Raw genomic sequence first — 12493 nt, 5'->3', positions numbered from 1 at the left:
GACGGTACGAGGGATCATGAGGCATGAGTCCGGATGACTGGCACCTCACCGAAGACCTCGACGACTTTCTCGCTCAAGCCGGAGACTTCCTGCACTCGCGCCCCGCCCTGCACACCGTCCCACTGACGGTGACCGAGGCACTACGTAAGCGCGGGACGGACGCGTATGGCTCCGAAGCCCCCATCTTCGGCGTGCTGGAGCGGGCGGGCGAGGTCCGCGCGACCTTCTTCCGTACCCCGCCCCGCCGCCTGACCGTCACCCCCCTCACTCCCGAAGAGGCCGACAGCCTCGCCGCCCACCTAGCCGGCCTCGGCCACCCCCTCCCCGGCGTCAACGCGGACCACGACACCGCCGCCTCCTTCGCCGAGGCTTGGCAGCGGCACACGGGCGCGAGACCGACGCTGCACGAGCAGGAGCGTCTGTACCGCCTGGGCACGCTCACACCGCCGGAGCCGTTCCCTGAGGGCCGGGGGCGAGTCGCGGGCGAGGAGGACCGCGAGCAACTCATGCTGTGGCACCGCGAGTTCGTTACCGCCATCGGAGGAACCCCCTCTGCGGACAACAGCTCTTGGGCGGACACGCGCATCGCCGACGGACGCGTCACGTTCTGGGAGACCCCGGACGGCACCCCCGTTTCCATGGCGGGTGTGACCCCGATGGTCGCCGGCCAGATCCGGGTGGCACCCGTTTACACCCCGGCCCACCTGCGCGGCCGTGGCTACGGGGGCGCCGCGACGGTCGAGGTGAGCCGGGCCGCGCTGGCCTCGGGCGCGGAGGAGGTGCTGCTGTTCGCGGATCTGGCCAACCCTACTAGCAACGGCCTCTACCAGCGGCTCGGGTACCGCTCGATCGCCGACTTTGCGGTGTACGACTTTTAGTGTGCCGCGCCGGAGACCCGTCGAAGAGCTCCGGAGGGCTGCGGGCAGCGCAGCGAACACGTGGCTGGCGCGCCGCCTCGAAGCCGCAGCACCTGGACTCAATCCCCGCCTGCCTGACGCCTTGTCGGCGAGGTCGACGATGTCCTGGCTCGGGCCGGCGGACGCTTGTGGGCCGGATATCGGCGTGGCGGCACTCCGTGAGTGGCGGGAACGTTGCTGCCCGCGTGCCGATCGCTACCTTGAGGGACCCATCGGCACGCGGGCAAGCGGGGGATAGACCCAGCCATTGGTCCGCGTTAGCAACAGGGCCGGGTGCCTCGGCAGATCCTCAGACGAGGGGTGGCACGGTGGTGAGCCGAGGGTGGCATGACTTCGAACGCTTCCCGCGCCTGTGAAACGCAGCCAACTCACATTCGGAGATCATTTACGGGCCAGTCGTGTGTGACCAGATGGCTGAGCGTCGCGGTGTGCATCCGCTTCAAGACCGTCTCTCGTGCCCGCACGCTGCGCACAACCACTTGTACGAGCTGACCGCGACGCTGGGGGCCCGGGTTGTCGGAGGGAGTCTATCGGCGGTGAGCCTCCTGTCCGCGAGCTTCCCGGCTGAGACCAGAGCGGCGGGAGTGCGCCGGGTTGAGGAACCACTTACGGGCCGAGACCAGCCACCAGGCACCGCAGAAGGCCACGACGACGCCGACCGCGACGGGCGCGTAGTTGAAGGTGCGCGCGGTGATCGGGGACGTCTGCGGCAGCATGAACAGCACGGTGATCACCAAGACCCATGCGATGGCGACCGTGCCGACGACGGTGGACCAGGAGCCGAGGTGCCAGGGGCCGCGCTCGAACCTGTCGCCCTGGCGCAGCCGGAGGAAGGTGGGGATCACGTAGGCGATGTAGAGCCCGATGGTGGCGATAGAGGTGACGGCCGCGTACGCGGTGCTGTTCCACAGATAGGGCAGGCCGAGCGCGAAGGCCCCACCGGTCGCGAGCCAGACGGCGTTCGTGGGGGTACGAGTGGCCGGGTTGAGCTTGTGCCACGTCTTGGAGAACGGGAGTGCGCCGTCGCGGGAGAAGGCGTAGATCATTCGGGAGTTGGCGGTCACTGAGGCCATGCCGCAGAAGAGCTGGGCGACGATGATGACCAGCAGCAGCCACTTGCCGGCCGCCGCGCCGAGGGCGTCCATCAGGATCTGCGCCGGTGGCACCCCGGTGGTCGACTCGAGCGCGCCCGAGTAGGAGTGAATGGCGTAGGTGAAGCCGAACAGCAGGACGAAGCCGGCGGCGAGGGAGACGAGGATCGAGCGGACGATGCCCTTGGGGCCGGCGGTGGAGGCGTCGATGGTCTCCTCGGTCATGTGGGCGGAGGCGTCGTAGCCGGTGAACGTGTACTGGGCCATGAGCAGTCCGATGAGCACCACGTAGACACTCGACGAGAAGCCGGTGTTGTTGACGAACTCGCCGAATACGAAGCTGGTCGACTGATGGTGGTCAGGGATGAGCACCAGGGCGCCGCAGATGACGACGACGCCGAGGATGTGCCACCAGATGGACACCTCGTTGAGGAAGGCGACGATGCGCACGCCGAAGGTGTTCAGTACGCCGTGCAGGGCGAGGATGATCCCGAACAGCGTGATGGTGTGGCCGGGCGTGGCGGCGTAGCCGAATTGCAGGTCCAGCAAGGCGTTGAGGAAGGTGGCGGCGCCGAAGTCGATGCCTGCGGTCACGGCTATCTGGCCCAGGGTGTTGAACCACCCGGTGAACCACGCCCACGCCGCGGCCGTTCTCGCGGGCGCCATGCGGTGCGCCCAGAAGTAAAGGCCCGCGCTGGTGGGGTAGGAGGAGCAGACCTCCGCCATGGACAGCCCGACGAAGAGCGTCATGAAGCCGACGAACAGCCAGCCCCACATGATCACCGCTGGCCCGCCGGTGTTCATTCCGTAGCCGTAGAGGGTCATGCAGCCGGACAGGATGGAGATGATCGTGAAGCTGACGCCGAAGTTGGCGCGGCCCGACATGGAGCGGGAGAGCGTCTGCTGGTAGCCGAGTTGCTTCAGGCGTTCCTCGTCAGAGACGCGAGAGACATCGAGGGGCACAGGAATTCCGTCCTTCGTTGGTTTGTGGGGTATTTCGAGGGTTCAGCGGCGTCGGCGCCGCGGTGGGCTGTAGGCCCAGGCGCGGTGCCGTAGGAACAGGTCGCGGGCTTGTCCGCAGTACGACCAGGGGACCTGCGTGGCGTACGGGCCGATCGCGTCGAAGACCTCCAGGGCCTCGCTGTGACGGTTCGCGAACGACAGGGCGTGAGCCAGGTAGTTGGCGTCATCCGCGAAGCAGGCGTGCGGTCGCGGGGCGCGGTAGCGCCACCAACCCTCCAGCACGTGGTCGATCTGTGGGCAGTCGACCCATGGATGGATCGTGAGCCCGTAGGCGTCTCGGTCCTGCTCCTGGCGGGTCCGGTGGGCCTCGGCGATCACCACGAGTGGCAGAACCGCGATCGGCAGTCCTTGAGGGGCGATGGTCGCCTGCTCCTCGGCCCACCACATCGCCTCGCCCTGCTCGCCGTGGTAGCGGGGGAGCAAGAAGGTCACGACCTCGTGGTGTGCCTCGCGATTCCACCTGTCGCGCTTGATGATCTCGTCCCACACCGCGTTCAGGGTTTTGCGGTTTGGGGCGTGGCTACGTAGCAGCGCGAGCATCACCACCAGCGGCGCTACGTCCTCGGGCCACGTTTGCAGGGCCGTACGGCAGGTGGTCCAGGCTTCCTCCATCAGGCCCCGACCGCTGCTGCCTGGCCCGACGATCATGGACCGAAGGGCCTGAACGTTGGCCAGAAGGGCGAGTGCGTGTGGCGAGCGCGGTTCGGCCCTTGCCCAGGTGTCGGCGAACCGCAGGCGGGCTCCGGCCTCGGCCAGTACCTGAAGGCGGAAGATCCGGCGGTCCCAGTCCGTGCCGGTCGCCGCCAGCAGATCCCGTGCCCCCTCCCAACGGCCCATCGCGGCGTCCTCCACCGCCGGCCGCAGCGCGACGTCGTCGCGCGCCGGGTGTTGATCGAGCGGGACGCTCTGGTCGCTCCGGTGCCGGGCAATCACTGGACCCGCCAGGTCATCCGAGGTTCGTCATACACGAACCCGAGCGACGTATAGAGCGGCTCTCCCTCTGGGCTGGCCGTGAGGCTGATGCGCTTGCAGCCGCGCACGACCATCCAGTCCATGAGGGCCGTCACCACTGCCCGGGCGTAGCCCCGCCTGCGGAACTCTGGATCGGTGGCGACGGTGCTGATGTCACCGTTGAACGGCTTGCGGCTCCCTGGGCCAGGAAGCCGGGGTAGAAGAAATCCCACCGCACAGGACGCCACGCGGCCTGGAGCCGCATCCACCACGAACGCGGCGACCGTGTCCGGGCCATGGAGTAAGGCGGCGAACACCTGCTGGCACTCCTGGACCCACGGTCCGTCCGGTACATCCCGGGGCCTGCTCCAAGGCACCGCTGGGCAGGTCAGCGATAGCTGGCGTAGGCGGGCCAGCTCCCCGGCGTCGGCGGCCACCGCCCGTCGCACGGGCACGCTCACAGCCGTTCCTCCCGTTCAGAAGTGTGTTCTTGATTGCGGCGGCGCCCGTGAGATCCGTATCCTGCTGGGCAACGCGTTGATGGAGACGAGTAGCCCGGGATCACGCGAGCCGAGAGAGCCGCCGGAAGCTGGAAAGGCGGCCTCGCGCCCCGAGGCGAAGACCCTCCTGAGCGCGGGGAGGAACGACCCCGTTCGGTGGTCCAATGCCCCGCCGGTTGGCCCCCGTCAGCGGGCCCGAATGAGGCCGCCACACTGTGGCGGCGAAAGTGCGGTGGCACCGCGAGTTGCCCTTCTCGCCCGCACTCCCAAGGGATCATGACGACGTCCTTCGGAGGACCGCAATGATCCAAAGCCGCGTACACGTCTCTGACCTGCGAGAACACGTCGGCAGTACCGTCACTGTCTGCGGGTGGGTAAACACCCTGCGCCTGCAGCGCAAGATGCAGTTCGTCATCGTGCGGGACAGCACCGGCATGGTGCAGGTGACCCACAAGCGTGACGACGGGCCGCTTGAGGCCCAGCTCGAAGCTCTCACCCCCGAGTCCGCAGTCAAGATCACCGGCCGCGTCGTGGACGCCGCCCAGGTCAAGCTCGGCGGCCTGGAGCTCGTCCCTGAGTCGGTCGAGGTCCTGAACCTGGCCGCTACGCCGCTGCCGATCGACGAGCACACCGGCATTGAGCATCGGCTGGACTGGCGCTTCCTGGACGTGCGCCGTCGGACCGCCACGCAGCTGATGTTCGCCGTGCAGACCACCCTGGAACAGGGGATGCGCGAGTACGCCTACGCGCAGGGCGCCACGGAGATGCACACCCCCAAGCTCATGGGGACGGCCTCGGAATCCGGAGCGGAGGTCTTCAAGCTCGGCTACTTCGGCCGCAGCGCCTACCTGGCGCAGTCGCCGCAGTTCTACAAGCAGATGGCAATCTCGGCCGGCATCGAGAAGGTCTTCGAGATCGGCCCCGTCTTCCGTGCCGAGCCATCGTTCACCTCCAGGCACGCCACCGAGTTCACCGGCGTCGACGTCGAGCTCGCCTGGATCGACGGTGTCGAGGACGTCATGGCGTTCGAGGAGCAGATGCTCGCCCACGCGATCGCGAAGGTCGCCGACACCCACGGTGAGGCCATCCGAGAGCACTTCGGTGTGGAGATCACCGTCCCGACGACGCCCTTCCCTCGCATCACCATGGCCGAGGCGCACGAGATCCTGCGAAAGGGTGGCTGGGACCCGGAAGGGATCAAGGAGGACCTGGACCCGGAGGGCGAGCGCAGCATCAGCGCCCACATCCAGGAGGCCACCGGCCACGAGTTCGTGTTCATCACGCACTACCCGGTGAGCATCCGGCCCTTCTACCACATGCGGCCGGCCGACGACCCGAGTGTGACTCTGAGCTTCGACCTTCTGTGGAAGGGGCTGGAGGTCACCACCGGCGCGCAGCGCGAGCACCGGTACGACGTGCTGCTGAAGCAGGCCGCCGAGAAGGGCATGAGCCCCGAGCCGCTGCAGGACTACCTGAACGCGTTCCGGTACGGCTGCCCGCCGCACGGCGGCCTTGGCATGGGCCTCGGCCGGGTGCTGATGGTGCTCCTCGGTCTGGAGTCGATCCGCGAGGCCACCTTCCTCTTCCGCGGACCGAACCGTCTCACGCCGTAACCGGCTGATGGGCGCGTCCCACGACACGGGCCGATGCCTCGTGTCGTGGGACGCGGTCTCAGTAGCGGACGCTGCGCAGGTCATGCGTCCACGCCTCGGCAGGGTTCTTGTCCCAGTAGGCCCGGAGCGCCAACTCCCGTTCGGAGAAGTGCCCCTGGTGGCACAGGCCGCCGTGGGAGAGGGTGACGCTCATGGCGAGCGACGACTCGGTGGTGACCCAATGGGGGGTCAGGGCATGGCTCCACAACTGGTCGCCGGGCCGCATGACGACGGACTGGCGGTCGGCCGCGTCATGCTCGGGCGGCTCCTCACCCGTCGTCTCGCCGATCACCGCGGCCTCGGCTGAGAGGTGCTTGTCGGGTGTGAGGTAGCTGTGGAACGTTTTGGTGCCATGCACCTGCCAGACCAGGCCGTGCGAGTTGTCGTTGTGGTACGTCGAGGACGCGCCTTCGGTGGACAGGAAGAGGATCGGAGCCAGGCGCTGCCAGGTGAAACCCTGGGCGGACAGATGGGCGCGCCAGGGGATCATCACCTCGTCCTGGAAGCCGTGCAGAAGGTCGTCGTAGAAGCGGCTGAGGTTGAAGTGCACCAGCCGGAACGGCCACGTGACGATCTCTTCGAGCGGGGCGGTGCGGAAGGCGGCGGTGCGGTCCATGCGCACCTGCCAATCGTCGTCCCCGAGGATCGTGAAGCGCACTTCCGCGTCCCGGCGGATGTGGTCGAGGACGTCGATGGCGGGCAGGAACGTATAGTCGAAGGCGACCTCCAGGGAGAAGTTCGGTGGTTGCCGCCACCGATGTGTGAAGTCGTCCGGTGTCGTGATCGTCATAGGGCGGTCCATGGAGTCGTGTACGTAGCGCCACTCACGCCGGCGTGGCGCACGACGCCGTGCGGTCGTCGGATGCGGCGGAGGATCGGCAGATTGCAGCACAGTCCGGGGTCACGCGGTCCTGCGCCGGATCGGTCAGGAACTGTCTGATGCTGGCCCGAGGCGCATGGACGCTGACTGATGCCTGGCCGTAGGGACAGCGCCGTATGTGACCGTCCGCGGACACGTACGCGGACGCCGAGCGGCACGACCACCGCTCGCCCCCCGTCGGTGGCAGTTGGAGGTCCCGGAGCTCGCCGAGGTAGGCCCGGTACCGATCGGACAGGTTGAAGTAGCGGCTCAGCACGTCGGCGTCCAGATGCTGCTGTACCAGATAGTCCTGGACCGACTTGCCGTCCCGGCGCAAGGCGCGCTCGTCGAGGACGACGGGGCTGAACTGGACCTCCACGCCTGCCTCGGACACGAGGTCGGCCAGCTCCTGGCACTCATCGTCGCTCAGGCCCCAGCAGGTGATGTGGAGGATCTTCGTCTCGGTGCTGATGGCGCGTAGCGTGGCGATGCCCGAGGCCGCCGTGCGGGTGGTGCGTCCCAGCAGCATCGCTCCTTGCGAGTCGGCGGACACGGTCACGTTGCTCAGTAGGTGGGTCACGTGGGAGAGGGCGATGACCTCGGCCACGGAGCGAGCCGAGGTCACCATCGACACCGACATGCCGAATTGGTGCGCCAGCCGTACAAGCTGCCTGAGCTGCGGATGATGGGTGGGCTCGCCACCCGTCAGACATACGCCCTCTACGCCGGCCTCCCGCAGCCGCGACAGTGTGCGTGTGTACGTCGCGGTGTCGAGGAAGCCGTGAGCACGGTCAGCGCGGAAGCAGAAGCCGCAGGCCACCTTGCAGTGCCCGGCCGTGGAGACCAGCGCCGTACGGACTTTGACGCTCATTGCACCCCCGTGTTGTCCCACACGGCGATCTCCACGGTGCTCGTGTAGAACGCGCACATCTCGGGATCAGGGCTGGTGCCTCCGACGAGGGCCTGCTCGTTGCGGGAGGGGCCGCCGCAGATGGCGAGCGCCGGGCAGTTCCCGCACTCGGGAATGGGTGCGACGTTTTTCGCCACACCAGCCAGGCGGCCGGGATCGGCCCGCAATTCGTCCAGGGTGTGCAGGAACGACGGCTCGGTGAAGTTGATGTCGCACAGGCTGACCCGGTTGCCGGGCAGCAGGGCGGCGTTCAGACTGCGGTCCCCCTGCATGTGGTCGAACAGCATCGGCCGTCGGGTGTCGAGAGCCTGGAAGGCGCGGTCGAGGACAGAGAACAGCATTCCGCCGCGACCCAGGGCGGCCAGCCGGGCCTCGTACAGCTCCTGAGCCAGGTCGGCGCCCTTTACCTGCCAGCGGCCCGCAGTCGGGATGGGAGTGTTGACGTAGATGAACTTCAGCCCGAGGTCATCGATGATCCACCGGACAGTTTCGGCCAAGCGCCCAATGTTCGCGGCCGTTGGGGTGAGGTTGCAGCCCACGTGCAGCCCCTCCGCCTCGACGAATCGGGCGACGTTGCGGCGGATGCGGTCGTCTGCGGGCTGTCCGCCGAGCAGGAGGCGGTGGGCGGAATTGATGCCCGGGGGGCCGTCGATGGAGATGCCGACCCCGTACTCGTACGCGACGAAGTGGTCGAGGGCTTCGTCGGTCAGACGGGCCCCGTTGGTGACGACCGTGCGCCGGACCCTTGCCACGTCGTAGCGGTCGGCGAGGGTGTCTGCGAGCCGGTCGCCGTACTGCATGAGGTCGAAGCGGATCGTCGGCTCGCCGCCGAACCACTGGATGGACACCTCTTCCTGGCCGGCGTTCTGCTCGAACAGGAACTCCAGGCCCTCCGACAGCTCCTCCTTCGTCATGTCCGGCTTGCCGGTGTTCGTATCGACGAAGCAGTAAGTGCAGGCCATGTTGCAGCGGTCGGTGAGCACTACGCGCAGACCACTGATGCGGTCAGGTGTGGCGTCGAGGCCAAGGAGTCGAAGACGGTTACGGAGTGCTTCTCGCCGGTCGGCCACGGGGCCGTCGGAGGTGAAGCCGAGCCCTGCGAGGGCTTCATGAGTCGCGGTCGGGGGGACCCCGGCGAGGTCGTGGACCTCGCCGGAGTCGATGAACACACTGTCCAGCCCGACCGGGTCGAGGAGAACTGCTTCCCCGTCCCGCTCGTACTGGAAGTACTTCCCCCACAGCATCCGGGGGACGGCCATGTTGGTCAGGCCGCCGTTTCCTCTTCGGCGATGCCGAGCTCGGCCATGACCTCGCGGACCTTGTCCTCGGCGGTGGCCTGGAGCTTCGCGGAGGTGGCCGGGGAGCCACCGTCGGCGAGGACGATCACGCCGGGCAGGGTCGGGTTGGGGGCGATGACCGTGATGCCGGCCGGGTCGGTGCCGATGACCATGATCGCGTCCTTCAGCTCGACCCAGTCGGTCTGCTCCTTGAGCGCCTCGATGATGCGGCCCTGCTTCTCCTGGAAGGAGGCCCGCTCACCCATCCATACGCCCGCCTTGGACTTGGAGTCCACGACGTCCGCGTAGATCAGGTGATCCTTCTTCTCTCGCCTGGCTTGAGGCACGGTTGATCCTCTCTGTGTGTCGGACGTGCTGGAACAATCACTTGCATCCGCCGGAGACCGGCGGGTGCCGCCCCACGGGGAGTGGGTGGGGCGGCGCCTAGCCGCTCTGCGGCAGCTCCCACGGGGAGGAGTTCAGGCCGCAGAGCGAGTCCTAATGGGGGCCTTCGCGCTCCCGGCGCGCCTTGATCAGGGCGCGGTGAAGCCCGTCAGGTGAGATCACGGCACGGGGGCCGGTGGGCAGCCGGTACCAGTGGAGACCGGGGCCGGACGTCCGGTTCGCCGACGGGACCAGGACGTGGCAGGACGGTCCCAACGCGACAGTTTCCTGTTCCTCCCACCGTTCAGCGGTGCCGACCGGCGTCAGGAAGTACATGCGCGGCTCACGGCCGCCGTCGTCGAGGACGACGGAGCCCACAGGGAGCCCTTGCTCCTCGATGAGTTCTACGGCCCTGCGGCCCAGATGTTCGGGTGCACGGATGGCGTCCCACCACGTGCCGGCGGGACACAACTCCGGCTCGCTGCCGAGAGGCATCCACCTTGGCAGTCGAGTGGTCGGGATCGCGTCCGACATAGGAAAGGCCCCCTCACAACTGAGTGTGAGAGGACCATTCCACTCTGGAGGCGGGTGTGCGCGGACAAACTGTCCGCACCCAATTCAGGCCAAGTCCCTCGAGCGTAAAGGGAGTTGTGCTACGCGACTCCGGCCCATGTGCCGAACGCGGACAACTCGACGGACGGGTGCGTGTCCATGCGCAGCAGCGAGCCGAGCGTTTCGCGCACGGATGGGTGGAATCGCGTGTGGTTCGGCGCGATCTTCCGGGCTCGCTTCAGCTCTGCGAACGCTCCGCCGCGGTCACCTTCCGCCAGGCGTGCGGAGGCGACGTCGATGTGATGGTGGCTGGATCGCTCACCCACCGTGGAGGCAGGCGGCGCCCATGCCGCTCCGCCCTGTCCCCATTCAGCGAGCCGGGCGAGGGCCTGCTCGCTGTCGCCGGTGTCGATCAACGTATGCACCGAGTGGATCTTGATGTTTGTGGGGCCGAAGCTCATCTCGTAGGCCAGGCTGTCCCGGTTGCCGGCCATCAGCGCCACTTGCTCTGCTTCGCGCAGGAACTCTTCCGCCGCATCGGGGTTGTTGTCCCGCGATTCAACGACCGCCAGCTTCAGCAGCAGTGCCCCGTCGACCGCAAGCGCGTCGTCGGTGTACGAATGCTCCGGCTGGGCCCGCTCCAATTCGTGCCGCAGGCCCTTGAGCTTGCGACGAGCCGACTCGGTAGCTCCCTGCCGCAGCATCGACCCCGCCACCAGGAACCCGGCCGTGAACTGCATGAGCGGATCGCCACTGCGGTCGGCTGCCCACCTCACCCTTTCCAAGGCCGTATTGCCGAGGTCGTGGTGCCCCATCTTGTGGGCCAGGCTGTTGACCGCACGGTACGCGCGGGCCAGATGCCAGAACGCCTTCTGCTGTTCATCGCCACGCGCGCTGAGAGCAACGTGGGTCAGTTCTGTGATCACCGGAGGGAGCAGCGGGCCCATCGGCACGTACCGGGCATCACGCCGGAGAGCTGCGATCTGGTCCACCTCAGAGGCCAGGACTGGCAGAGCGCGTGGACGCGTCTCCAGCTCATCTGGGGTGTCGAAGCACAGCAGGATGCGCCTCAGCTCCGGAATGACGGCGTGCACGCCGTCCTCCGCCTCGGGGTCCCCGTAGTACGGCTGACCGGTCAGCACCTCGGGGCCGAAGTGCAGGGCCCTCGACAGTGCGAGAATCAGGCTCGGCGTCGCCTTCCGCGCGCCGGACTCCAGCTTCTGCACCAGGCTGGGGGAGATCGCGACCCGCTGGGCCAGTTGCGCGGCGGACAGTCCCCGCCTCTTGCGTGCCACCCGAAGTCGGTCCCCCAGCATAACGCTCTCATTCACGTCGGCTTCCCCTCGCTGATCGGAGCATTGTGGCCAGAGTACGTATTGCGAATGGTGCCCAGAAGGCCCGTCGCCAAGAGTTAACGGACCGACGGAGCAAACCCGTAGATCCACACCAGGACGTCCGTACGGCTGGCCAGGCACGGGACGGCGCCCACCGGGGCTCCGTTACCGCCGCCTCGAGGTGTCCGACACTGCTCCTAGCGTCGGCTGAATGGATCAGACGAACGACACGGCCACCGCCCGGCGCGTGGAGATCAGCGCCCGGGGCGGTCGGGCCGACATCGAGATCGACGGCACGCGAATCGACCCGAGCGCCGTCAAGGCGTACTCGGTCAACCACTTCGCCGGGGAACGGCCGGAGGTCCTGCTGCACGTCGCGGACCGCGGCGACAGCCAGTGGTCGGGGATGGCCCGCGTCGCGATTGCCGACCCGCCCGCCCCGGGGCCAGTGGCAGCCATCTTCCTGGACGCGATCGACCCGGAGGCTCTGGAGCGCGCCGCGCTGGCACGGCCAGACCTCGGCACCGAGCCGTACTCGCTGACAAACGCGATGCTGACCCAGCTTGTGGAGTGGGCTCGTGGCCTTTGACGTGGAGGGTGCGCGCCGAGTCGTCGGCCGCATCCTGGACGACAAGCTGGAAGCCTGGCGGGACAGCGCAGGCCGTACGGATGACGTGCTGGACGAGATCACGGGCCGGCTCGTGCCGCCTGCGCCGGACGAGGAGCTGGTCTGGGACGGGTTCGGCGCTGTGATGCCGCTCGGCCGCCCGGCCATCACCCAGCCCGTGGGCGGGTCGGTCGCCGTCGAGCCGCCGACCACCGACTACCAGGCCGTGCTGCCGGTGGAAGCCCCGATGCTGCGGCGCGACGACGTGATCCGTGTGGCCGGTTCCGTGCGCCCCGGCGGTCCCCGCGACCCGCAGTTGGTGGGCCGTCGGTTCCGCGTCTCCGACGAAGCGGTGGGCACCTACAGCGTGGTGCGCATCGTCAGGGTGCAGGTGATTCTCAATGACTGAGTCAAGTCGCCTGCGTAACCGGCGAGG

The 12493-nt window shown here is 67.9% G+C and carries 13 protein-coding genes; 4 read left to right on the top strand and 9 right to left on the bottom strand.

All coding sequences use genetic code 11. The features are described from left to right. The first annotated feature begins 23 nt into the window (after positions 1 to 23). Positions 24 to 878 carry a GNAT family N-acetyltransferase gene (locus BKD26_RS38160; RefSeq protein ID WP_084907748.1) on the top strand — a complete coding sequence of 285 codons (855 nt, stop codon included), beginning with the start codon at positions 24 to 26 and terminating at the stop codon, positions 876 to 878. 566 nt (positions 879 to 1444) lie between these two features. Here the strand turns inward: BKD26_RS38160 and BKD26_RS38155 are convergent. The 3 genes from BKD26_RS38155 to BKD26_RS38145 are packed head-to-tail and all read right to left on the bottom strand — an operon-like array spanning position 1445 to position 4359. After that, the gene (locus tag BKD26_RS38155) at positions 1445 to 2971 is read right to left on the bottom strand and encodes an amino acid permease (RefSeq protein ID WP_241519043.1); all 1527 of its coding nucleotides are present in this window, start codon (positions 2969 to 2971) and stop codon (positions 1445 to 1447) included. A 42-nt stretch (positions 2972 to 3013) separates the two neighbouring features. Further along, the gene (locus BKD26_RS38150; protein WP_241519042.1) at positions 3014 to 3964 is read right to left on the bottom strand and encodes a hypothetical protein; all 951 of its coding nucleotides are present in this window, start codon (positions 3962 to 3964) and stop codon (positions 3014 to 3016) included. Further along, positions 3961 to 4359, bottom strand: a complete 399-nt coding sequence (locus BKD26_RS38145) for a GNAT family N-acetyltransferase (RefSeq protein WP_277622448.1) — start codon at positions 4357 to 4359, stop codon at positions 3961 to 3963. The genes BKD26_RS38150 and BKD26_RS38145 overlap by 4 nt, the downstream gene beginning before the upstream one ends. Positions 4360 to 4784: 425 nt before the next feature. Between BKD26_RS38145 and aspS the strand changes: the two genes are divergently transcribed. Next, entirely contained in the window at positions 4785 to 6095 is a 1311-nt protein-coding gene (gene aspS, locus BKD26_RS38140) for an aspartate--tRNA(Asn) ligase (RefSeq protein ID WP_084907746.1), read from the top strand. A 58-nt stretch (positions 6096 to 6153) separates the two neighbouring features. Here the strand turns inward: aspS and BKD26_RS38135 are convergent, their stop codons facing one another. From BKD26_RS38135 to BKD26_RS38110, 6 genes are all read right to left on the bottom strand, one after another. Further along, a complete protein-coding gene (locus tag BKD26_RS38135; protein WP_084907744.1) occupies positions 6154 to 6924 on the bottom strand; it encodes a hypothetical protein in 771 nt (256 codons plus the stop codon). A gap of 34 nt (positions 6925 to 6958) precedes the next feature. Next, positions 6959 to 7864 (bottom strand): radical SAM protein, encoded by a 906-nt coding sequence (locus tag BKD26_RS38130; protein ID WP_084907742.1) that lies wholly within the window; start codon positions 7862 to 7864, stop codon positions 6959 to 6961. Then, a complete protein-coding gene (locus BKD26_RS38125; protein ID WP_084907741.1) occupies positions 7861 to 9162 on the bottom strand; it encodes a radical SAM protein in 1302 nt (433 codons plus the stop codon). Before BKD26_RS38125 ends, BKD26_RS38130 begins: the two co-directional genes overlap by 4 nt. 5 nt (positions 9163 to 9167) lie before the next feature. After that, the gene (locus BKD26_RS38120) at positions 9168 to 9527 is read right to left on the bottom strand and encodes a hypothetical protein (protein WP_031070128.1); all 360 of its coding nucleotides are present in this window, start codon (positions 9525 to 9527) and stop codon (positions 9168 to 9170) included. 151 nt (positions 9528 to 9678) lie between these two features. Beyond that, positions 9679 to 10059 carry a hypothetical protein gene (locus tag BKD26_RS38115; RefSeq protein ID WP_241519041.1) on the bottom strand — a complete coding sequence of 127 codons (381 nt, stop codon included), beginning with the start codon at positions 10057 to 10059 and terminating at the stop codon, positions 9679 to 9681. Positions 10060 to 10217: 158 nt separating this feature from the next. Continuing rightward, positions 10218 to 11447: a helix-turn-helix transcriptional regulator gene (locus BKD26_RS38110; protein WP_084907727.1), complete on the bottom strand. Its 1230-nt coding sequence runs from the start codon at positions 11445 to 11447 to the stop codon at positions 10218 to 10220. 214 nt (positions 11448 to 11661) lie between these two features. On the opposite strand from BKD26_RS38110, the gene BKD26_RS38105 reads away from it, so the two are divergent. Next, positions 11662 to 12039, top strand: coding sequence for a hypothetical protein (locus BKD26_RS38105; protein WP_084907726.1), 378 nt, complete (start codon positions 11662 to 11664; stop codon positions 12037 to 12039). Next, the gene (locus tag BKD26_RS38100; RefSeq protein ID WP_143662790.1) at positions 12029 to 12466 is read left to right on the top strand and encodes a DUF6093 family protein; all 438 of its coding nucleotides are present in this window, start codon (positions 12029 to 12031) and stop codon (positions 12464 to 12466) included. The genes BKD26_RS38105 and BKD26_RS38100 overlap by 11 nt, the downstream gene beginning before the upstream one ends. Positions 12467 to 12493: the final 27 nt, after the last annotated feature.

It is taken from the genome of Streptomyces sp. CB03238, assembly GCF_002099185.1.
Lineage (GTDB): Bacteria > Actinomycetota > Actinomycetes > Streptomycetales > Streptomycetaceae > Streptomyces.
The sequence above is the reverse complement of the archived record's forward strand: the minus strand, read 5'-3'. Positions and strand labels throughout refer to the sequence as shown.

Coding starts and splice junctions, on each gene's coding strand:
- BKD26_RS38160 (WP_084907748.1), top strand. CDS start 24: ATGAGTCCGGATGACTGGCACCTCACCGAAGACCTCGACGACTTTCTC.
- aspS (WP_084907746.1), top strand. CDS start 4,785: ATGATCCAAAGCCGCGTACACGTCTCTGACCTGCGAGAACACGTCGGC.
- BKD26_RS38135 (WP_084907744.1), bottom strand. CDS start 6,924: ATGACGATCACGACACCGGACGACTTCACACATCGGTGGCGGCAACCA.
- BKD26_RS38130 (WP_084907742.1), bottom strand. CDS start 7,864: ATGAGCGTCAAAGTCCGTACGGCGCTGGTCTCCACGGCCGGGCACTGC.
- BKD26_RS38125 (WP_084907741.1), bottom strand. CDS start 9,162: ATGGCCGTCCCCCGGATGCTGTGGGGGAAGTACTTCCAGTACGAGCGG.
- BKD26_RS38115 (WP_241519041.1), bottom strand. CDS start 10,059: ATGCCTCTCGGCAGCGAGCCGGAGTTGTGTCCCGCCGGCACGTGGTGG.
- BKD26_RS38105 (WP_084907726.1), top strand. CDS start 11,662: ATGGATCAGACGAACGACACGGCCACCGCCCGGCGCGTGGAGATCAGC.